Genomic DNA, 21078 nt, shown 5'->3' on the forward strand with positions numbered 1-21078 from the left:
AGGCTTTGAATCACTGACAATCAATGCAATCTCTTCGATTTTACAGCACTAGGACAGTATTGATAACGGACAATTTTCAGTAATTTTAGTTGCCAATATCATTAACACAATGGGACCCATTAAAGTTGCTATCGCTGACGATCACAAGATATTCCGAAAGGGGGTTATTCTTTCATTGCGGCCTTATACCAATATCAAGTTTGTCTTTGAAGCCGAGAACGGCCAGGAATTACTGGATGCGCTGCCCGCCGCTCCGGAACAACCCGATGTGATCCTCATGGATTTACGCATGCCCCAGAAAGATGGTATTGAAACGACCAAGGTAGTAGCCAAACAATACCCCCAGATTCATGTGATTGCTCTTACGATGTATGAGGATGAACGCTTTGTAAGTCATATGATGGAGATAGGTGCCAATGGGTACCTGCTGAAAAGCGCTGACCCCGCCGAGATCAAGAAAGCGATCATGGAAGTGATGAGCAAAGGGTATTACCTGAACAACTTCGTAAACAGGATCTTGCTCAAAAAATCGCACGCACGCCAGAAAGTGGTGCCCACGCTCAATAATGAAATAACCCTCAGTGACCGCGAAAGAGATGTGATCAAATATATCTGCATGGAATTTACCGCGCACGAAATAGCCCAAAAACTAGAGGTGAGTCCTCGCACTGTGGAAGCGATCAAAGACCGGTTGATGGAAAGATTTGGTGCAAAAAACACAGCAGGCCTTGTCTTCTTTGCAGTTAAGAACAACCTGATCGACTAGTTTCATCTCATGCCGGTATACCCGCCAGAGGCAGATCAACCCAACGGCATTTAATTCTGCTAAATTTCAATAGCCTGTTCAGCATACCCGGTCCGTGACAGTTTAAAACCGGACCGGCGCTGCTCTATGAAAAACCGGTTCCGAACCTTCAATTATGGTACAAACCGGTACAGGCATCCCGCTCATGTTATCTTTGCTGGCAATCTTATTGCCGCTCATTCCTATTGTCATCATCTTTGTGCGCCGTACCTGGCAACTGGATACCATGATCTTCCTGGGTGTCATCTGCCTGTTCTCTTGTCTGCAACACCTGCTGATCTACATGCCCCAATCGCAGCCGGGCAATACAGCCATCATCAACAGCCTCTTCGGTTTGGCAGAGCTTGGTCTGCTCCTCTACCTCTATAGGTTGATCATTAGGGCAAAATGGGCCACAGAACTACTGCACACCGTACTGATCGCCTTTGCTTCTGTAGCCATTACCATGTATGCCCTGGGGGGAATGATGAAGTATGCCGCGCCGCTTGCAATGACGGCCGCATTCATACTGCTTCTGGTATCGGTGGTGGCATTGGTACAATTGATCCGGCACAAACAGCTGTATATCTTTCAATCCCCCATGTTCTGGATTGCTGCCGGTAATATCTGTTTTTTCTCCATGTACCTGTTGACAGGTGTGTTGCTGGTACGGGGTACAAGCACTCCTTCGTTACAACAGGAAAAAACAATCCTGCTTTCAGTACTGCATGTCATCAGGTTTGCCTTCTTCATCATAGCCGCCGCTACCGTATGGCCACCAAAACAAACGGATGGCTCCGTAAAGAACCATCCGTGGCAATAGGTTGGGTAGCCGAAGTGGCATCAAATATTCATTTCAGGAATATCTCCTTCGATCAGTAATTTCCCCAGTGTTTTGAAACGGATCTCCTCGGTTGATACACCGGGTGCCCGTTCAATCAGTTTAAACCCACCCTGCGGCAGCACATCGAGCACGGCGAGGTCGGATACGATCCGCTTCACGCATCGTACTCCTGTCAGCGGTAAAGTACAGGCCGGCAATACCTTTGATTCTCCTTTTGGATTGGTATGCATCATGGCCACGATGATGTTCTTGGCACTGGCCACCAGGTCCATCGCCCCGCCCATCCCTTTAACCATTTTACCAGGTATCTTCCAGTTCGCAATATCACCTTCTTCCGATACCTCCATAGCGCCCAAAACAGTCAGGTCGACCTTGCCGGCACGGATCATTCCAAAACTTTCTGCACTATCGAAGAAAACACCACCAGGCAATACTGTCACTGTTTCTTTCCCCGCATTGATGAGGTCGGCGTCGATAGCCTCCTCCAACGGGTAAGGCCCCATACCCAGCATACCATTTTCCGATTGCAGCATAATGGAAATACCGGCGGGGATATAATTGGATACCAGGGTGGGAATTCCAATACCGAGATTTACATACATGCCGTCACGCAATTCCTGGGCAATACGTTTGGCAATTCCGAATTTATCCAATGGCATAGACGTTCGTTTTATATTATTCTAGAAGCTCTAACACTCAGGCATTGATCTGGACAGTACGTCTTTCGATCCTTTTCTCATACTGCTGTCCCTGAAAAATCCGGTGCACGTAAATTCCGGCTACATGAATCTCATCGGGATCCAATTGGCCGGGGGCCACGAGCTCTTCCACTTCTGCTATCGTGATATGGCCAGCCTTGGCCATCGATGTAGAAAAATTGCGGGTTGTCTTTCTGAAAACGAGGTTGCCCATATGATCGCCTTTCCAGGCTTTCACAATGGCAAAATCGGCGTGCAGGGCATGTTCCATCAGGTACATTTTCCCATCAAACGCTCTCACTTCCTTGCCTTCTGCGATCTCAGTACCATAACCGGCAGGCGTAAAAAAAGCAGGTATACCCATACCCGCCATTTGTATACGGGTAGCCAATGTTCCCTGCGGAATAAGATCCACCTCCAGTTCACCACTAAGCAGCTGCCGTTCAAATTCAGCATTCTCTCCCACATATGAACTTATCATTTTTCGGATCTGCCGGGTCTGGAGGAGTAAGCCAAGACCAAAACCATCTACACCTGCATTGTTCGAAATACAGGTCAATCCCTTGACACCTTTGTCGACGAGGGCAGCAATCGTATTTTCCGGAATGCCACAAAGACCAAAGCCACCCAACATAAGGGTAGCATTGTCCGTAATATCGTGAATGGCGACAACTGCGTTAGCAACAACTTTATTCATACAATGAAAAGGCTTTTATGACAAACTGTTGATACGGTAACGGTAGAGGTAGCCGTAGATTATCGTGCCGTATCCATTTTGTACAGCTCTGACCTGCGTCTTTCGGCACGAACCGACATGGAATCAAAGACCACTTTATGCAGGTCGGGACGGCTCAGGTAAAAATTAAAGCTTCGAATGAATTCATCGCGTGAGATCTTATGCAGCTGGAAAACCCGCTCATACATTTGCAGGTTCTCCAACTTGATATTCTTTTTTGCCGTAGAATCTCTCTCGAGAAACTGCGAGGAAAAACGATCAGCCTGGATCATATCCCACATCACCGCTTCCATTTTCTCCTGGTTCATGACATCCGAGGGAATCTTATTTCGGTTGGTACAAGCTACAGCGCCTGCTATCAACAGAAACACCATTCCATAAAAGAAAGAATTTGCCAACACAGTCAATGGTCGCTTTCGTATCATTTTAATTCCTGTTTGTAGGTATTGGCATTGGTAATATCGACACGCATCAAAATTTCGCGTGCCTTCTGCCGCTCTTCGGGGGATGCTTTCTTAAACAGGCGAACCAGTTCATTGGCTTTTCCCTGGAAAAAGAAGGGCACCACCATCGTATTGGAAATATCGGTATTCAGGGTATTCATGATATTTAAGGTGTTGAGCACAGCATTGCGGCCTTCCGCCTCGTTTTCATACATGGCATCCATACCCAGCCGGTAATAACTGTAAATAGCATCATGTACCAACGTATACCTGTTGTTGGTCAGGTTTTCCATCAACCAATACCGGTTGCGCAGTCCATCGAACGCTTTCCAGCCACTGATATCCCTGTTTTCAGGTGCATTATTGACGATTGACATGGCTTTCTGAAAATAAGGATCGCCACCACGTAAAGAAAAAGAATCGAAGTCAAGCCCCAGGATTACATATACATAGTAAGCCAGGGTGGCCGTCAGGTTAGAGGCCAGCGGATCGGAACCAGAAACCCGGTTCTCATTGAATTCTACCGGCTGGTACTCGAGGTACTTGAAGTTGAATGACTCGTCCTGGAAATTGATCAGCGGCGTTTCGTAATTGGTGTTGTACACCGGTCTCGCAGCCTGCACTGTCAGTGACGCCTGGTACACATTGTTGGCGGCAGCCCGTATGACTACCAGGAAATGACAAACGATCTTTTCATTGGTCTGAAAAGTTTCATTTGTCCATTTACGGTTATTGAGAAAGGTATTGAGTGAGTTTTGCAAGGTTTGAAAAATCTTTCGATCAGTTTGCGAGCTTATCTGGCTCGCATTGATGGATATTCTCGCCTGTAACTCCTGGGCCATGACACCTGTCTGCAGGCCGGCCAGAAACAGTATCAGTGAACAGATTTTATTAAGCATACAACCGGTTTACAATTCTATCAACGATATCGTGGGCCACTTGTTGTTTGGGTTTGCGCTCATAGGTCAGCTCGCCCCCATCCCGTTCAAAAATAGTGATCTTATTGGTGTCGTAGCCAAATCCAGCGCCTTCATCATTCAGTGAATTCAGGATGATCATATCGGCATTCTTGGCGGTCAGTTTTTCCCGGGCATATTCCTTTTCGTTATTGGTTTCCAGTGCAAACCCAACGAGTAGCTGGTCACTCCGCTTCTCCTGCCCAAGCGCTTTCAGAATGTCCTTTGTTTTGGTGAGCTCAACCGTCAGGCTTCCGGCGGTCTTTTTGATCTTCTCGGCATTTGTGGTAGCCGGCGTAAAATCAGCCACCGCAGCCGACATAACAGCAATATCCGAAGTAGGAAACACCTTCATACAGGCTTCAAACATTTCCTGGGCAGTTTGCACTTTATGCACCTTGATATTAGCTACTGCGGTAGTGACGGAAGATGGCCCCAGTACCAGCTGAACCTGTGCTCCGCGACGGGCTAATTCCTCGGCGATGGCCAGCCCCATTTTACCCGACGAATGGTTACCAATAAAACGCACGGGGTCAATAGGTTCATAGGTAGGGCCGGCAGTAACCAGCGCTTTCTTTCCTGCCAGGTCCTGCCGGGCAAAATAATGCTCCTGGATATATTGCATGATGGCTTCCGGTTCGGCCATCCGGCCGTCGCCGTAGAGGCCGCTGGCCAGTTCGCCCCGGTTTACCGGTATCACTTTGTTGCCATAGGCTTCCAATTGCTTCAGGTTGGCAATGGTAGTCGGGTGGTGCCACATATCTTCATCCATCGCCGGTGCTACGACAACCGGACAGGTGGCTGACAAATAAGTGGCCAGCAGCATATTATCGCACAATCCATGCGCCATCTTCGCCAGTGTATTGCAGGTCAGTGGAGCCACGACCATCAGGTCGGCCCAGCGCCCCAGTTGTACGTGGTTTGACCAGGACTCATTGTTGGCAAGGTCAATGACCACATTATTTTTCGACAACGTCGATAAAGTCAATGGAGATACGAAATCGCAGGCTGCCGGAGTCAATACGATCTTTACTTCTGCGCCGGCTTTTACCAGCAGGCGTGTCAGGAGGATTGATTTATAAGCTGCTATGCTTCCTGTAATGGCCAGTAATAGCTTTTTGTCCTGGAACATGTTGATAGGTTTCGTTACACGGCTTACCGATTGTGATACGGAGCTGAGGTCGGGGTCAAATCTATTGATAAATCGCCACTTATATAGCAAATTTGGTGCGCAGGAACGCTGGGGGAAAGCAATTTAACAAGGCTTGCCCTAAACGGGCTGGAGGAGTTGGGGCAAAATAAAAAGCGACGGGAAATACTTCCCATCGCTTAATATCTTAAGGCAAAAGATGATTAGTTGAACAGATCATCTTCATTTTTACGGAAGTAGATCTTGTCTTCCAGGAATTCCTGGGTGGCAAGCAGAGAAGGGTTGGGCATGCGCTCATAGGCTCTGGAGATCTCGATCTGCTCTTTGTTCTCATGAATCTCTTCCAGGCTATCAGTATGGCTGGCGAATTCTTCCAGTTTGTTGTGCAGCTCTTCCTTCAGGGAAATGTTGATCTGGTTTGCACGTTTGGCAATGATGGCAATTGATTCATACAGATTACCGGTCTTACCCTTGATCACATGCAGATCTTTGGTTTCTGCCGTGTTAGCAGTGTTGGCGCTAATTTGTCTTCTTAACTTGCTCATTATTGTTGACTTTACTGATTTCTTTAATGTTGTTCTGCGACAAAGAAGAATAACGCTCTACTTCTTTGATTAGTTTGCTCTCCGGGAAACGATCCGAAAAATCATTGCATTCGGTTACTACCTGCTCGTAACGGGCGGGCTTTTTCTCGTCCACGCTGTTCGAAGCAAAAAGATAGTAAGATTTTATGATCTGGAACTTATACTCGTCACTTCTTTGTGAATCCGGGAAATCGTTCATGAGGCTGGTGTACGCGATGGCAGCGGCACGGTACTTACCCATATTATAATACAACTGCGCACTCAGGTGTTCCTTGTCCTCCAGCTTGATGCGGCACAGATCGATGATCTCACCTGCTTCCTTATTTTTTGCCGAACCAGGATGCGTATTGATGAATGTCTGCATTAAACCAATGGTTTTCTGCGTATTAGTTTGATCAAGCGGTGTTTTGGGAGACTGGCGGTAGTAGGTATACGCCCGCATGTACTCCATTTCTTCCGCCTTGGGGCTCGTGGGGAAGACCTCCACAAACTGTTTGAACAGGTTTTCCGCGTTCATCCAGTCGCGCAGGTAGTAAGAACAGTAAGCGAACTTATAAAAAAGATCTTCAAATTGGGGCTGTCCCTTCATGAGGGGGAACAGTTCTTCATAAAGTTGCTTGGCGTAATTGTATTTCTTAGCTACATAATACTTCTCGGCCATGCGCAACTTATAGTCATAGTCGTTGCTTTTCTGCACTTTAGCGAATTTAGAGCAGGAAGCAAGGCCGAGCGCGAAAAATACAATTAAGAAAACTGACTTCATAAAGGTGGGCAAAATTAAGGTATTCGTTGCAATAATAGGAAAGGAATGTAAAACGGACTTTTTCCAACCGTTAAGATAAATATAAAACCCCTCCTTTGAACAAGGAGGGGCTATATAATAGAGTTGACAGCAAAAGTACTATCCTCTGCGGCGCAGGTTCGGGTGCGGAGCAGGTACCGTGTTCGGACCTTCTTCACCAGTTCCGTCGCGGAGATCTACTGTAGTGCAATCACCACCTACTTCACCATACTTGAAGATGAAGCGATCGGAGCCAATGCCTTCTTTCTCAACCAGATAGTTGATAACGGCATTTACACGATCCCAGCTGAGCTGTTGTTCAGATTTGCTGGAAGAGCAATATCCAATAACGGCGATCTTACAATCAGGGTTGTTTCTGATTTGCTGGGCAGCGCTGGCCAGTAATGCCTTGGCGTCGTTGCTGAGTGTTACAGATTTGCCCTTGAAAGTTACGCTAGGCAGGCTACCGAGGTTGCACTTGCCACGGATTCCACCTTCTTCGATCAGCTTTCTCAGCTCATCGCAGCAGGCAGGAGGAGGACATTTACCAACACCATCAGCATCAACAGGCTGACATTGTGTAGGTGTAACCAGTTCCTTGTCTTTGTAATCAGGAACACCGTCGCCATCAGTATCACGGCTAACACCGCGAGAGTCAACAGGTGCACCAGCTGGTGTATTGGGCTCCTGATCGAATTGATCAGTGATACCGTCGCCGTCAGAATCATCCAAAACGGGTTTGGGGAGCTTCATGTGACGGGGCTTGTTGATTTCGTTGTAAGCATAATCCAAAGGATTGATCCACCACAGTGGCTCTACAGACTTGCTACCGCCGATCGTGAAGTTCAGACCAACAGAGAAGAAGTTGTAAATGTCATGATCCCTTGTTTGTGCAGTGTAAGGAACACCATTCTCTTGCCATTGCTGCCCATCGAGCAGGTCGGATTTGGGCATAGTAACTTTGTCTTCGATAGCGAGGCTCAAAGTTTTGTTGAGCTTGAATTGCATACCGAAACCAACGTTGATGTTGGGGCGGAAAGGCTCACCAAACAACTTGGCAGAAGAGTTATCTTCCTGACCTTCAGTTTCGTAATCGCCATCCATGCCGTCTTTCAGGGCTTTGCGGATGTCCTTACGATCTTTGTAGGCATAATTATTTGCCGCATATTGGTTAGCTACGTTGGTAAACAAAGTCGTGTAAGGGTTGCCATTGGCATCCAATGCATCTACTTTGGTATCCCAAACAGTACCGCCAATACCTACAAAACCATAGATGTTAAATCCGGTCTTTGCGCGGTGGAAACGGATATTGTTCAAAGTGAATACACCTTGCAATGCCGCATCATAAATATTCGACTTGTAGTTGTAGAATACGCGTGAACCAGTACCTGTATAAGCGCCCCAGGCTGGGTTCTTAGTGTAATTGGAAGAAGGCTGGAAGTTCAGACCTTTTGCGCTCAGATAGTTGAAATCACCACGCAAAGAGAATACATAACCCAGTGCTTTACGAACATGTAAACCAGCGCCCCAACCAAAACGGGTGCGAACATCGCCAAATACGTTGCCAAGGCCACCTTTGATACCAATTTCCCAACGATTCCTGGGTTTAGCAGGAAAAGGGTAATTGTTAGCCATAAATTCACTGTGCTGAGGTAATCTTTTTGATGGTATTACAGAGGAATCCTGTACATCATAGCTGCCGCCTATTTGCGCAAACGAGCCAGACGCGAACAGGCATAGTAAGCCAAACAGACCTGTGTACTTTTTGCTTGCCATAACTAAAGTTTATGTGAAGGATTAAGAAAACCAATGTCCAAATTAGTCACAAAAATATTAATTGAAAACTAAATACCAAATTTTTTTAAGCAACGTTACGCGTATTATCTTGCTGTCAATCATTCAATAAGACTCCTATATGTAGGACCAATTTGCTGCCTTACTTACAAAGTAAAGTAGTAATTTGCCGTTCCTTTTGGACTAAATGAAATTATCACAGGCTATACTACGCGACGAATTAGCTGAATTTGAGAAACAATTCCGGGAAGCAGTTAAAAGCCAAACGCCTTTGCTGGACCGCATTATGCGATTCATCGTAAACCGCAAAGGCAAACAGCTGAGACCCATGTTTGTCCTGCTTTCGGCCAAACTTTGCGGCCCCGTCACAGCTTCCTCTTATAGGGCAGCATCTCTGGTAGAATTGCTGCATACCGCCACCCTCGTTCATGATGATGTGGTGGATGAGTCGCTGGAACGGCGCGGCTTTTTCTCGACCTACGCACTCTGGAAAACCAAGATCTCGGTACTGGTGGGCGATTACCTCCTGGCGAAAGGTATGCTGCTTTCCCTCAATCATGACGATTTCAGGATCCTCCAAATCCTCTCCGACGCCATTCGTCGTATGAGCGAAGGAGAGTTATTACAACTGGAAAAATCCCGGACCCTCAATCTCAAAGAAGATATCTATTTCGAAATCATCACCGGTAAGACTGCCTCCCTCCTCGCTTCTGCCTGTGCTGCCGGCGCCTGGTCGGTGACTCAAAATGAAACGATAACCGAAAAAATGCGTCTTTTCGGTGAAAAAGTAGGGATCGCATTCCAGATCAAAGATGATCTGTTCGACTATGGCAGCGATGCCATTGGCAAACCGACCGGCAATGATATCAAAGAGAAGAAGCTCACCCTGCCCCTCATATACACCCTTAACAATTCTGATGCCACGACCCGCCGTCGCCTCATATACATCATCAAAAATCACAATAAGGATGCGGAAAAAGTCCAGGAAGTGATTGATACCGTTAAGCGTGCCGGCGGGATCGACTACACCGAACAAAAGATGTTTGCCTACCGTGACGAGGCATTGAGTATCTTACAGGAATTTAATAACCCGGAAGTTCAACAGGGCCTGGAAGAACTGGTGCGTTTTACAACAGATAGAAAATTCTAAGGATTTCCTGAACAGTATTAGCCGCCGGTGACCGATGCAGTCAGTCAAACGTCCCGGATACATATACTTTTAACCATATCATCCGCCTGGCGGGATCAACACATTAGCAATTGAATACATGCAGAAAAGATGGAACATACTGGCGGCTGATGAACAAAAAGTTGACAAGCTTTATCAGTCCCTCAAAATTCATCCTGCCCTCTGCAAAGTATTGATACAAAGAGGAATAGATGATTTCTCAGCCGCAAAACAGTACTACCGCCCACAGCTGTCCGACTTGCACGATCCCTGGCTGATGAAAGACATGCAAAAAGCCGTGGGCAGGCTGATGGCAGCCATGGAGCAACAGGAAAAGATCCTGGTATTCGGCGACTATGATGTAGACGGTATCACCTCTGTATCCTGCATGTTCAGCTTTCTCAGAAAGCATTATGAATCATCTAAAGTAGATTTTTATATACCCCACCGGTACCGGGAAGGGTATGGAATTTCGCAGCAGGGTATCGATTATGCACGTGATAACGGATTTACCCTCATCATCTCGCTCGATTGTGGTATTAAATCAGTCGACCTCATTGGGTACGCCCGAGATCTGGGGATCGATTTTGTGGTGTGTGATCACCACACTCCCGATGCCATATTGCCACCAGCTGTAGCCATCCTCAACCCCAAACAACCGGATTGTCCTTATCCTTATAAAGAATTATGTGGTTGTGGCGTAGGATTCAAACTCATCGCTGCGCTCACCCAGCAAATGCAGCTGCCCTCGATCGAAGCCGAGGAATACCTCGACCTCGTGGCCACCGCTATTGCAGCCGATATCGTCCCGATGACCGGCGAAAACCGGATACTAGCCTTTTATGGCCTTAAGAAAGCCAATGAAACGCCCAATTTCGGGATCAGCGCCTTGAAAAAACTGAGCAAACTGGAGTCGGCCCTGTTTATCAACAGCCTTGTATTCATGATCGCGCCCAGGGTCAACGCTGCCGGACGCATGGACGATGCACGCAAAGCCGTTCAAATGTTCATCGCAGCCAGCGAAACCGAGGCACAGCAATACGCCGAACTATTACACTCGGACAATACCAACCGCAAAGAAGCGGACAAGAACATTACTGATGAAGCCCTGGCAATGCTCGAAGGCAACCTCGAACTTAAAGAAAAGAAGTCGACCGTGATCTACCAGCCCCACTGGCACAAAGGTGTGGTGGGTATAGTAGCATCCCGCCTCATCGATCACTACTACCGCCCCACTATCGTATTGACCCAATCCGGAGAGTATGTCGCCGGATCGGCCCGAAGTGTCGCCGGCTTCAATGTTTACGAAGCCATTCATCAATGTAAAGATCTGCTTCTCGGTTATGGTGGCCACTTTTACGCCGCCGGTATGACTCTTGAACCCGGCAATGTGGAAGCATTCAGGGCACGTTTTGAAGAAGTGGTTTCCGCAACCATTCCACCAGAATTACTGATCCCTGAGATCATCATCGATGGAGAGATCCCCTTCCGTGACCTCAAACAACCTTTTTATAACATCATACATCAAATGGAGCCCTTCGGGCCCGACAATACCAAGCCAGTTTGGGTAACCAGGAATGTCATGAACAGCGGTTATTCACGCGTTGTAAAAGATAACCACATCAAGTTCTCCCTGCGGCAGGAAAATATCCTGTTTAATGGTATAGGTTTCAACATGGCGAGAAAGTTCTACCTGCTACAGGAACAAAAACCACTGGATGTCGTGTTTACACTTGAGGAAAATGTATGGAATGATGAAAAACATCTACAATTGAAAGTGATCGACTTCCGTTTGTCGGAAAGCTAGCCATTACGCTACTTCTGGATCGATAAACAGCAACGAATAATAAAAAAAGGCCGGAACGCTCCGGCCTTTTTTTATTATTCGTCAATAACTATTTTATGCATTGACGGCTGCTGGCTTTGCTTCGCCCCCCATCAGGTCCACGCTTCGATTGATGAAGTTGGTAAGATTGGCTCCCTTGAGCAATCCCTGCGACAAAAGCGCCAGATCAGCCAGGTTCAGCACCGTCTTGGTTTGCTTATCCTTGCTGTCTTCTGCCAGGATGTGTTGGAATATAGGATGGTTTCCATTTACCGTCAACGTTACCTCATCGGGCATGTTGGCATAAAATGCTCCCATCGGCCCCTGCATAGCGGCCATATCTTTCATGCGACGCATAAACTCCGGACGTGTAGCCACTACCGGAGGCGTTTCAGCACTCAAGCCTTTCACTTCTACCGTTACATGCAAGTTGGCCGGTTGAATATTGAATAATTCCTTTAGCTTGTCCTGCTCTTCAGTGCTCAAAACGGACGCTGTATTCTCTTGTTTATCGATCAGGTTGTCAGCGATATCCGCATCCACCCGGTTAAAGTGAACATCATTCCATTTCTGTTCCATCTGGTTCAGGAAGGCCGCATCCACCAGGGTGTCCATTTTCACGACTACATATCCTTTCTGTTCGGCCCCCTTGATATAAGCGTCCTGCTGAACAGCATCTGTCGTATACAGGATCACCAGTTTACCATCCTTGTTCTTCTGTAGAGTTTCTGTCGCCAGGCGCAGTTCTTCCAATGTATAAAACTTGTGATCACCGGAGGTAGATTCAAAGATGTGGAACTTATTGGCCTTCTCGAGAAACTTGTCGTCGGTCATCATACCATACTTCACAAACAGACCCAGGCTATCCCATTTATCTTCAAACGAACTACGCTCTTTGGTAAAAATCTCATCCAGCTTATCGGCCACCTTCTTGGTGATGTGGTTGTTGATCTTTTTCACATTGGGGTCCCCCTGCAGATAGCTTCTGCTCACGTTCAGCGGAATATCGGGCGAATCGATCACACCATGCAACAACATGAGGAACTCAGGAACGATGTCCTTCACCTCATCGGTTACAAACACCTGGTTGCTGTACAACTGGATCTTATCCTTCTGTATTTCATAGCTCTGCTTGATCTTCGGGAAATACAGAATACCCGTCAGGTTGAATGGATAATCGACATTTACATGGATCCAGAACAACGGTGGTTCATGGTAAGGATATAACTCCTTATAGAAATTCTGGTAATCATCCGCTGTCAGCTCCGATGGCTTACGCGTCCAGGCTGGCTGTGTATTGTTGATCTGCTCAGGTTGGGGGCTATCTTCTTTCTTTTCTTCACCAGCCTTGGGCTCAAAGAAAATAGGCACTGGCAGGAAGCGGCAGAAACGGCGCAAGACACCTTCCACACGCGCCTCTTCCAAAAACTCTTTGCTTTCTTCATTGATGTGCAGTACGATCTCGGTACCGCGATCGGCCTTTTCTGTTTCTTCCAGGGTATACTCGGGACTACCATCACATTCCCAACGAACCGCTTGGGCGCCATCCCGGAAACTCTTGGTAAAGATCTCCACCCGGTCACTCACCATAAAGGCTGAATAGAAGCCAAGGCCAAACTTTCCGATGATGCTGTTTTCGTTTTGACCTTTGTATTTCTTGACAAACTCTTCCGCACCACTGAAAGCTACCTGGTTGATGTATTTCTCCACTTCTTCCGCCGTCATACCAACACCTCGGTCACTAATGGTGATCGTTTTGTTGGCTGCATCCAGTTTCACGTCGATCCGCAATTCACCCAGCTCTCCCTTTGCTTCACCGATGGAGGAGAGCGTCTTGAGTTTCTGGGTAGCATCTACAGCGTTACTGATCAATTCACGCAGGAATATATCATGATCGCTGTACAGGAATTTCTTAATGATGGGAAAAATGTTTTCCGTCTGTACCCGTATCGTTCCTTTTTGCATATAAAAAGCTCGTTTTTGTTCCCTGAAGCTACCAAAGAAAATGCCAGCAGCCATAAACCGGCAAAAATGTCAGTCGGTTGAAAAGCTTTTCAGGTACTGTTTTCGGCCTACCCGGCGGCCGCCTGTCTCTCCCCGAGAAATCTTCCGGCTATCCGTAACATTGAGGTAATGCTGGCTCCTTTATCTTTGACCCCTCACACCCACCTACACCGTCTCCGACATCCAATCCGCTGGAACACCATTCCATACAGTACCCCATTACTGTTCATAAAAACTTATACATGAAAAAAGACTACTTATTCCTGATCGCCTTCTTGTGTCTGACCGTCAACCAGTTAACCGCCCAGGTTTTGGTAAACGGCGCCAGCTACACCCAAAACTTCGATGGTCTGGCCACTGCAGGCACCAACAATGCCTGGTCAGACAATACCACCATTCCTGGCTGGTACGCCTCCCGCACCGTTTACAACGCAGGGGCCGGTGCCAGTAATTCCGGGGCCTTGTACAGCTTTGGCACTGGTACCGCTACAGAAAGAGCGCTCGGTGGCGTAGGCTCTGGCAGTACCGGAACGATCTACTACGGAGTACGGCTAAAAAACAATTCCGCACAAAGCATTACTGCCATCCAGGTACAATACCGAGGCGAACAATGGCGCAACGGTGGCAACAACGCTGTGCAGCCACTCAGCTTTGCCTACCTGGCAGGTTTTAGCGTAACCAGCCTCACCTTTACCGGTTACACCCCTGTACCAGCCCTCACCTTCAATAGCCTGGTCAATACCACCACAGCTGCCGCACTGGATGGCAATACTAATTTTACCAGCCTGAGTGCTACGATCAGCGGCCTCTCCATCGATCCCGGGCAAGAAATCATGCTGCGTTGGGAAGACCTGAACGACGTGGGCAACGACCATGGATTAGCCATTGACGACGTCCAACTCACCTTTACCTACAGTGCCGACGTGAACCCGCCGCAACTTTTCCGACTTACTCCTGCCAATAATTCGGTAGGTACACCCATAGGCGGCACTTACACAATGGCATTTACTGAAAATATTGCTCCAGGCACCGGTAACCTCTATGTTAAGCTGGCAGCCGACAACAGCATCGTGCAAACCATCGCTGCCAATACTGCCACCATTACCAATAATGAAGCGAGCGTAAACGTAACCGGTCTGCAGCCATTGACAGATTACTATATAGAAACAGACAACAACGCGCTGCAGGACGTCGCCGGCAATCTATTTGCCGGTATCACCGGCAACACCATCTGGCGATTCCAAACGCAGGGAACTTCCGGTAACTATTTCTATTCATTCGATAATTGTAGTAGCCCTGCCCTGGATGGTGGATTTATCCAATATAGTCTGGAGACCGGCAATGCCGCTGATTCTGTATGGGCCTGTTCCGATTTTGGCCGGGGCAGTGGTAAAGCACTGCAGGTGAATGCAGGCCTCACGAAGCTCCCCAGCCAGGACTGGCTGATCTCTCCTGCGCTGGACTTATCGGGTTACAATATCCCCCTGCTGCGTTTCTATAGCCGTACCAGGTTTGAAGGGCCTTCCTTACAAATTAAAGTATCGACCAATTACTCCGGTACCGGTGATCCCGCAGCAGCTACCTGGACCACGCTGGCGGGTAAATTTCCCAATGAGAACAGCGATGTTTGGACCCTGTCTGACAGCATCAACCTGTCGGCTTATAAACAAGCCGGCGTTCATATCGCCTGGGTATACACGGCTACCGCCTTTGAAGCAGCCCGTTGGAGCATTGATGATGTAGCTATTTTCAACTCCGCTATCCCGGCGGCCCCCTATGCCCGGTTATTCAATTACTTCAAAAACCTGGGCGTAGCTACTTCGGGCAATTCATCTGCCTGGAGAACCATCCCATACGAAGCAGCCGACCTTAGCACAGATCTCAACATAGTAGCACCTACCGGGTTTGAACTATCTACCGACACGCTTTCCGGTACGCCGGCAGCTTCCCTGACATTGGCACCCGCAGTGGCCAACGGAGCCAACAATCTTTTCATCCGGTTGACACCCACCACTAACGAATCCGACTATTCGGGCCTTGTTACATTTACATCAGGTACGCTGAACAGAACCTATCCGGTGTTTGGCAGCAGCCAAACCGGTACAAATACACTCGATATCGTAGCCTGGAATGTTGAATGGTTTGGCAGTACGGGCAATGGTCCGGAAGACAATGACCTCCAGCAAACCCGGGTACGCGAAGCATTACTATACCTCGATGCCGACATCATTGCACTGGAAGAGATCGTCGATACCATGCGACTGAAAAACGTAATTGACAATATGCCTGGCTATGCTTATGCTCTTTCGTATTATGCCTCCTCAGCACCAGACCCCACCAATGGTCTTTATGCTACCGGACAAAAGCTGGCACTCGTATACAAGACCAATGTAGTCAGCAATGTGATTTCACGGGGTTTGCTGAAATCGAGCCCTACCGCTAGCAGCAACTGGGCCAGTGGTCGCGTGCCTTTCCTGGTAAGCGCCGATGTGACGAGCAATGGCGTAACACAACCGATCAATTTCCTCATATTGCATGGCAAATCGGGCGATACACAAGCCGACTACAACGCCCGCAAGGCAGGTACCGATGAACTAAAAGATACGCTCGACGCTCAATTCAGTACCAACAACGTAGTGATCCTGGGCGATTTCAATGATGACCTTGACCTCTCCATCTCTGCACCTGCTGGTGCAGGACCGGTATCCTCCTACACTACGCTGATCAGTGACTCCACCGATGCCGACTTCTACAAGTCGCTTACGTTACCGCTTAGCTTACAAGGCCTGCGCAGTACCAAGGCCAATTCCGATGTAATTGATCATATGGTCGTCTCCAACGAAATGAATTCCTACTATGTACCCGGTTCTGCTCAATTGCGCAAAGATTTGGAAGATGTGCTGGCCGATTACGCCATCACCACTTCCGATCACTACCCGGTTATTGCCCGCTTCCTACTCACCGCTGTTTTGCCGGTAAGACTCACACAGTTCAGAGGAGTGGAGAAAAACAAGACCGTCGAGTTGACCTGGAGAACGGAGCAGGAATCCAACAGCAAGGAATTCATCGTCGAAAGAAGTGCCAATGGGGTTCAGTATACAGCTATCGGCAAGGTAGCGGCCAAAGGCAACGCCTCAACAGCATCAAACTATTCATTCATCGACGCAAAACCTTTAGCGGGTAATAACCTGTACCGCCTTCAACTCATTGACATGGATGCCAGCAGTGAACTCTCTTCCATCGTACGGGTAGCTGTCGGTACTGGCCTCTCCTACAGCTTTGGGCCCAACCCAGCCTCCAACAGCGTGACTATTCAAGTAAGTGGCGTTAACAGCTTGCTGACGATTCACTTCACCGACCTCAACGGCCGCTTGATAGAACGGCGCATGGTGACAAGTTCCGGTACGCAGACAGTCACCTTTACAACCAGTAAGCTACCCAGCGGTACTTACCTGTTAACGTTTATGGATAGGTATGGTACGCATACCGAGCAAGTGATCATTCGCTAAACATACACACGATATACAAGCAAAAGGCTCGCATCGTATGCGAGCCTTTTGCATGTATTGTAGTCAGTGACGTTTTTAGCGGATCGTAAAATGATAACTACCTGCCTGTACGTTGAAAATGCGTTTGCCAGCATTACCTAAAGTCGAAGGAAGCGGCCTACTGTTGTTGTACAGATTTTGGCCTGACTGCAAGGTCAATACCAGCGAAGCCGTACTGTTGGCGGGTACAGTGACCGTCCAATGGATCATGCCGGCTTCTTTTTTCCAGGAGCTGATGATATTGCCCTGCGGTCCTTCGTGAACCGCTTCGAAATGATCGAGGCCATTTACAAAATGCGGTTCCAGCACCACATTGCCAAAACCCGGTGCCCGCTCATCAGGTTTTATACCACCCAATCCTTTGTACAACCAGCCGCCGATCTCGCCAAACATGATATGGTTGCGAGATAGATCGGAAGTAGCGTTGATGTCCCAGTTCTCATACAAGGTAGTAGCACCGTTTACGATCCACCATCCCCAGGAAGGGAATGTTTCCTGGGCAGCCAGCCGATAGGCGATATCGGCATGTCCATTTTCGCTGAGTGCGCTGAGAATGGCCTTGGTACCCAGCAACCCTACATCGAGGTGAAAATTATCCTGCTCTACCCGCTTGGCGAGATTGGCCGCTACCGCTGTTTTGACGGCTTCCGGCACAAGGCCCCAATAGAGCGCTACACTCAATTCTGTTTGCAGGCCAGTGCCGTAACTATTGGTCTGTGCCTGGAAATATTTAGTGTTAAAAGCATTCCTGATCTTTTCAGCCAGTGCCTTATACCGCTGGTGGTCGGCTGCTTTGCCCAATAGCTTCGCCGCTTTCGCCAGGATGGTAGCATCGGCATAGTAATACGCAGTAGAGGTAAACTCTACCGGACTCTTCGACTTTACCGGCACCCAATCTCCCAAACCCCAGGTCGTTAAGCCCGAAGGATATTGCTGATCGATATGATCTACATACAGCTTGATGTTATCGTAACAATCAGTCAATAATTTCTTGTCGCCGTAAAAGAGGTAGATGTTCCAGGGGATAATCGCAATCGTACTGGTCCAATCGGGACCATTACCCCATTCATATCCCCAGCCGCCTGTTGGAATGATAGAGGGCAACACGCCGTTGGGCTGTTGCTCATCCCGGTGATCGGCCAGCCATTTTTCATACACGGTGATGCCATCGAAACTATAGAGACCGGTTTCTATTGCAATCTGTGCATCGCCCGTCCAGCCATTCTTCTCCCGTTGTGGGCAATCCGTCGGATAACCAAACAGGTTGGACAGGTAGGCGTTGTTGGTCGCCGACCAGATTTTGTCGATCGTAGGATTGGCCGATTTGATCTGTCCAACCGGTGGCACGTTGCTGTGCATGAAATAGCCGGTCAGGCTTTCTTTGGTTAAGGACACCGGTTTGTCGCTTATTACTTCTACATACTGAAATCCTTTATAATTGAATCGGGGCATAAAGGTTTCTGCTCCTTTTCCGGAGAGGATAAATATATCCGTTTGAAAAGGATCTTTATCATCTGTCGGCCGGTAATGTACATCGATGTTCGACATATCAGCCCTGCCGTTAGGATATAGTTGCTCTACATGTTTGAGGCGTAGCGCAGTCCCCGCCTCCCCCTTTACAGTCAGCTTACTGACACCGGAAATATTACGGCCCAGGTCAAACACATAGACGGTATCATTGATCTTGTTGAGTGATTTTACAGAAATTGTTTCCACCGCTTCAATCGGGCGCAAGGCTTGCGCCACGATGTTGCCGGAGGGTGCCGCCCGGTAAAGGCTCGACTTCCATTTCTCGTCATTGAAGTTGGCTGTGTTCCATCCTGCCTGCTCCAGGCGCGCATCATAATGCTCCGCTGTGTAAATGCTGTTGAAGATAACGGGGCCGGTAGCCGTCTTCCAATCCCTATCGGAGGAGATCGTTTCTACCGAACCATCTTCATACGTAATGCGCAGATCCAGGCAGAAGGCTGGACGTGCCCGCCAGGGCGCTTTGTGGAAGTACCAAACAGCAGTAGACTGGTGATTGTACCAGCCATTGCCGAGTAATACACCGATGGCATTCTTTCCAGTCTGCAGTTGTGCCGTAACATCGTGCGTCACATACAAAGTGCGCCGGTCAAACCGGGTATACATCGGATCTAATCGCTGATTGCCGATACGCTGGCCATTGATGTAGAGTTCATACAATCCCGCCACCGCAATATACGCGCGGGCCTGACGGACCTTTTTGCCCGTTGTGAATACCTTTCTAAATTGTCCAGCAGGCTTCAGCGCTACATCATTGACATCACTGATCCAGGATCCCCGCCAATGGTGCTGGCCCATCATGCCTGTTTCAAAACTGGCTGTTGGAGAACTTGTCTGTACGCCATTCATATCCCAGCTTACTACACGCCAGAAGTATCGGGTAAAAGGTTGCAGGGGCTTACCCGCATAAGCTGCCAGGGTAGCTCTGCCGGCAGTTTTGGAAGACTGCCATACCATGGCCTTTTTCAGGTCTACTGAGTCGGTAGATACGATCAGTTGCCAGGCCGTTTGCCGGGCTCCGGTTCGCTCATCGATCAGGCGCCAGCTAAGTCGGGGATGCGTAGCATCGATACCCAAAGGATTCTCCAGGTATTCGCAACGCAGGGCAGCCGGAACAGCGCCTGCCTGGGCAGGGCCAACAGCAACCAACAGACAGTAAAGAAGCAGAAAAAGAGATAGCCGGTTAACGATGCTCATAGAAAGTGCTGATTTGTACCGGGAAGATAATGGTATTCAGTTATTCCCGGACAATCTAACCCTAATGTTCTGTGCCGGTTGCGGTGCAGGCACAACAGCATGGGCGCGCATTAAAAAGCCCCGCCACCTGGCAGGGCCTTTCAAACCTAAAAAAACATATTATGACGCTGATACGCTCTCGTTTTTCTGATCTACGGTGATAACTGGAATATTGGAACCATAAGACAGGATCTTACGGGTTACCCGGCTCCACCAACCTGGTAAATGAAATTCCTTGAAGGGATTCGCCATGATCAGGTCTGCATTGATACGCTTGGAAAAATCCAGGGTACTTTTTGCCAGGTTCTTCCCTTCCAGCAGGAACGATTGTACCGGAATCGTCGACAGGCTCTGTACCACTTCCAGTGCTTTATCCATAATGTTCTCTGCTGCATTGCCGTCTTTGTCGTTGCGCAGGGACACCAGGTACACGGTCGATTTGAACGATCGTGCCAACATGGTCGCCAGCTTGATGCGGTGCATCGGTAACTCGTCGGTAAGCGGCAATACGATCTTTTTGAAATGGCTCACGAGGCCACTGGATCTTACCGCCAATACAGGCACGTTGGCTTTGCGGGCCAGCTGGCTGATGGATACCGATGAAAGAATACGGTGAATGAGGTTGAAGCGGGCGAGGCCAACAACTACCAGGTCCATATCGTACTGCTCGATGTATTTGGAAAGCTGTTGACTGGGGTTTCCCTGCAACAGGCTGATCTCGATATTGCCGCCACCACAAATATGCTGACGGTAGGTATTCTTCAGTGTTTCCAGTTTCTTTCGCGCGTTGTTCATTTCTGAAGCACGGCCAGGCATGTTAAGGCTCGTTTCGATCGGCAGCAGCGGCAACAGGTTGTTCGATACAACATGCACCAGGTGTATGTTGCAATGGAACGTGTTGGCCAGTTCTATCGCTTTCGAAATAGCCCATTTGTTCTTTCCCGAGAAGTCGACCGGTACCAGGATATTATAAAAAGTTTTTGGCATACGCGGCGTTTTT

General features: G+C 48.4%; 16 protein-coding genes. 5 read left to right on the plus strand and 11 right to left on the minus strand.

Going from position 1 to position 21078, the window contains the following annotated elements; translation table 11 throughout:
* Nucleotides 1-109 precede the first annotated feature (109 nt).
* Complete coding sequence (locus P2W70_RS12980; protein WP_275827459.1) at nucleotides 110-766, plus strand: response regulator transcription factor; 657 nt, start codon at nucleotides 110-112, stop codon at nucleotides 764-766.
* 154 nt (nucleotides 767-920) lie between these two features.
* Nucleotides 921-1607 carry a hypothetical protein gene (locus tag P2W70_RS12985; RefSeq protein ID WP_276481900.1) on the plus strand — a complete coding sequence of 229 codons (687 nt, stop codon included), beginning with the start codon at nucleotides 921-923 and terminating at the stop codon, nucleotides 1605-1607.
* Nucleotides 1608-1627: 20 nt separating this feature from the next.
* Here the strand turns inward: P2W70_RS12985 and P2W70_RS12990 are convergent, their stop codons facing one another.
* The 8 genes from P2W70_RS12990 to P2W70_RS13025 all read right to left on the minus strand — a co-directional run bounded on the left by P2W70_RS12990 (nucleotide 1628) and on the right by P2W70_RS13025 (nucleotide 8611).
* Nucleotides 1628-2287, minus strand: coding sequence for a 3-oxoacid CoA-transferase subunit B (locus P2W70_RS12990; RefSeq protein WP_276481901.1), 660 nt, complete (start codon nucleotides 2285-2287; stop codon nucleotides 1628-1630).
* A gap of 37 nt (nucleotides 2288-2324) precedes the next feature.
* A complete protein-coding gene (locus P2W70_RS12995) occupies nucleotides 2325-3023 on the minus strand; it encodes a CoA transferase subunit A (RefSeq protein ID WP_276481902.1) in 699 nt (232 codons plus the stop codon).
* Between the two features lie 59 nt (nucleotides 3024-3082).
* Nucleotides 3083-3487, minus strand: a complete 405-nt coding sequence (locus P2W70_RS13000; RefSeq protein WP_276481903.1) for a DUF4296 domain-containing protein — start codon at nucleotides 3485-3487, stop codon at nucleotides 3083-3085.
* Complete coding sequence (gene porD, locus P2W70_RS13005; protein WP_276481904.1) at nucleotides 3484-4404, minus strand: type IX secretion system protein PorD; 921 nt, start codon at nucleotides 4402-4404, stop codon at nucleotides 3484-3486. The genes P2W70_RS13000 and porD overlap by 4 nt, the downstream gene beginning before the upstream one ends.
* Nucleotides 4397-5593: a bifunctional phosphopantothenoylcysteine decarboxylase/phosphopantothenate--cysteine ligase CoaBC gene (coaBC, locus tag P2W70_RS13010; protein WP_276481905.1), complete on the minus strand. Its 1197-nt coding sequence runs from the start codon at nucleotides 5591-5593 to the stop codon at nucleotides 4397-4399. The genes porD and coaBC overlap by 8 nt, the downstream gene beginning before the upstream one ends.
* Nucleotides 5594-5814: 221 nt before the next feature.
* Nucleotides 5815-6156, minus strand: coding sequence for a DNA-directed RNA polymerase subunit omega (locus tag P2W70_RS13015; RefSeq protein WP_276481906.1), 342 nt, complete (start codon nucleotides 6154-6156; stop codon nucleotides 5815-5817).
* Nucleotides 6131-6958, minus strand: a complete 828-nt coding sequence (locus P2W70_RS13020) for an outer membrane protein assembly factor BamD (protein ID WP_276481907.1) — start codon at nucleotides 6956-6958, stop codon at nucleotides 6131-6133. The genes P2W70_RS13015 and P2W70_RS13020 overlap by 26 nt, the downstream gene beginning before the upstream one ends.
* Nucleotides 6959-7096: 138 nt before the next feature.
* Nucleotides 7097-8611, minus strand: coding sequence for an OmpA family protein (locus P2W70_RS13025; RefSeq protein ID WP_276481908.1), 1515 nt, complete (start codon nucleotides 8609-8611; stop codon nucleotides 7097-7099).
* Nucleotides 8612-8957: 346 nt separating this feature from the next.
* Here P2W70_RS13025 and P2W70_RS13030 point away from each other — a divergent pair, with 346 nt between their 5' ends.
* Together P2W70_RS13030 and recJ are read left to right on the plus strand one after the other, a co-directional pair.
* Nucleotides 8958-9920 (plus strand): polyprenyl synthetase family protein, encoded by a 963-nt coding sequence (locus P2W70_RS13030; RefSeq protein WP_276481909.1) that lies wholly within the window; start codon nucleotides 8958-8960, stop codon nucleotides 9918-9920.
* A 118-nt stretch (nucleotides 9921-10038) separates the two neighbouring features.
* Nucleotides 10039-11745, plus strand: a complete 1707-nt coding sequence (gene recJ / locus P2W70_RS13035; RefSeq protein ID WP_276481910.1) for a single-stranded-DNA-specific exonuclease RecJ — start codon at nucleotides 10039-10041, stop codon at nucleotides 11743-11745.
* Nucleotides 11746-11838: 93 nt separating this feature from the next.
* Here recJ and htpG read toward each other — a convergent pair whose 3' ends face one another.
* Complete coding sequence (gene htpG, locus P2W70_RS13040; RefSeq protein ID WP_276481911.1) at nucleotides 11839-13728, minus strand: molecular chaperone HtpG; 1890 nt, start codon at nucleotides 13726-13728, stop codon at nucleotides 11839-11841.
* A 281-nt stretch (nucleotides 13729-14009) separates the two neighbouring features.
* Here htpG and P2W70_RS13045 point away from each other — a divergent pair, with 281 nt between their 5' ends.
* Nucleotides 14010-17276: a T9SS-dependent choice-of-anchor J family protein gene (locus P2W70_RS13045; protein WP_276481912.1), complete on the plus strand. Its 3267-nt coding sequence runs from the start codon at nucleotides 14010-14012 to the stop codon at nucleotides 17274-17276.
* Nucleotides 17277-17351: 75 nt separating this feature from the next.
* Here the strand turns inward: P2W70_RS13045 and P2W70_RS13050 are convergent, their stop codons facing one another.
* Nucleotides 17352-20039, minus strand: a complete 2688-nt coding sequence (locus tag P2W70_RS13050; RefSeq protein WP_276481913.1) for an alpha-L-rhamnosidase — start codon at nucleotides 20037-20039, stop codon at nucleotides 17352-17354.
* Nucleotides 20040-20198: 159 nt separating this feature from the next.
* On the minus strand, nucleotides 20199-21065 hold the full coding sequence (locus tag P2W70_RS13055) for a universal stress protein (RefSeq protein WP_276481914.1): 867 nt from the start codon (nucleotides 21063-21065) through the stop codon (nucleotides 20199-20201).
* Between the last annotated feature and the right edge of the window lie 13 nt (nucleotides 21066-21078).

Source organism: Paraflavitalea pollutisoli (assembly GCF_029360705.1).
Taxonomy (GTDB): domain Bacteria; phylum Bacteroidota; class Bacteroidia; order Chitinophagales; family Chitinophagaceae; genus Paraflavitalea; species Paraflavitalea pollutisoli.

Coding starts and splice junctions, on each gene's coding strand:
- P2W70_RS12980 (WP_275827459.1), top strand. CDS start 110: ATGGGACCCATTAAAGTTGCTATCGCTGACGATCACAAGATATTCCGA.
- P2W70_RS12985 (WP_276481900.1), top strand. CDS start 921: ATGGTACAAACCGGTACAGGCATCCCGCTCATGTTATCTTTGCTGGCA.
- P2W70_RS12990 (WP_276481901.1), bottom strand. CDS start 2,287: ATGCCATTGGATAAATTCGGAATTGCCAAACGTATTGCCCAGGAATTG.
- P2W70_RS12995 (WP_276481902.1), bottom strand. CDS start 3,023: ATGAATAAAGTTGTTGCTAACGCAGTTGTCGCCATTCACGATATTACG.
- P2W70_RS13000 (WP_276481903.1), bottom strand. CDS start 3,487: ATGATACGAAAGCGACCATTGACTGTGTTGGCAAATTCTTTCTTTTAT.
- porD (WP_276481904.1), bottom strand. CDS start 4,404: ATGCTTAATAAAATCTGTTCACTGATACTGTTTCTGGCCGGCCTGCAG.
- coaBC (WP_276481905.1), bottom strand. CDS start 5,593: ATGTTCCAGGACAAAAAGCTATTACTGGCCATTACAGGAAGCATAGCA.
- P2W70_RS13015 (WP_276481906.1), bottom strand. CDS start 6,156: ATGAGCAAGTTAAGAAGACAAATTAGCGCCAACACTGCTAACACGGCA.
- P2W70_RS13020 (WP_276481907.1), bottom strand. CDS start 6,958: ATGAAGTCAGTTTTCTTAATTGTATTTTTCGCGCTCGGCCTTGCTTCC.
- P2W70_RS13025 (WP_276481908.1), bottom strand. CDS start 8,611: ATGGCTAACAATTACCCTTTTCCTGCTAAACCCAGGAATCGTTGGGAA.
- P2W70_RS13030 (WP_276481909.1), top strand. CDS start 8,958: ATGAAATTATCACAGGCTATACTACGCGACGAATTAGCTGAATTTGAG.
- recJ (WP_276481910.1), top strand. CDS start 10,039: ATGCAGAAAAGATGGAACATACTGGCGGCTGATGAACAAAAAGTTGAC.
- htpG (WP_276481911.1), bottom strand. CDS start 13,728: ATGCAAAAAGGAACGATACGGGTACAGACGGAAAACATTTTTCCCATC.
- P2W70_RS13045 (WP_276481912.1), top strand. CDS start 14,010: ATGAAAAAAGACTACTTATTCCTGATCGCCTTCTTGTGTCTGACCGTC.
- P2W70_RS13050 (WP_276481913.1), bottom strand. CDS start 20,039: ATGAGCATCGTTAACCGGCTATCTCTTTTTCTGCTTCTTTACTGTCTG.
- P2W70_RS13055 (WP_276481914.1), bottom strand. CDS start 21,065: ATGCCAAAAACTTTTTATAATATCCTGGTACCGGTCGACTTCTCGGGA.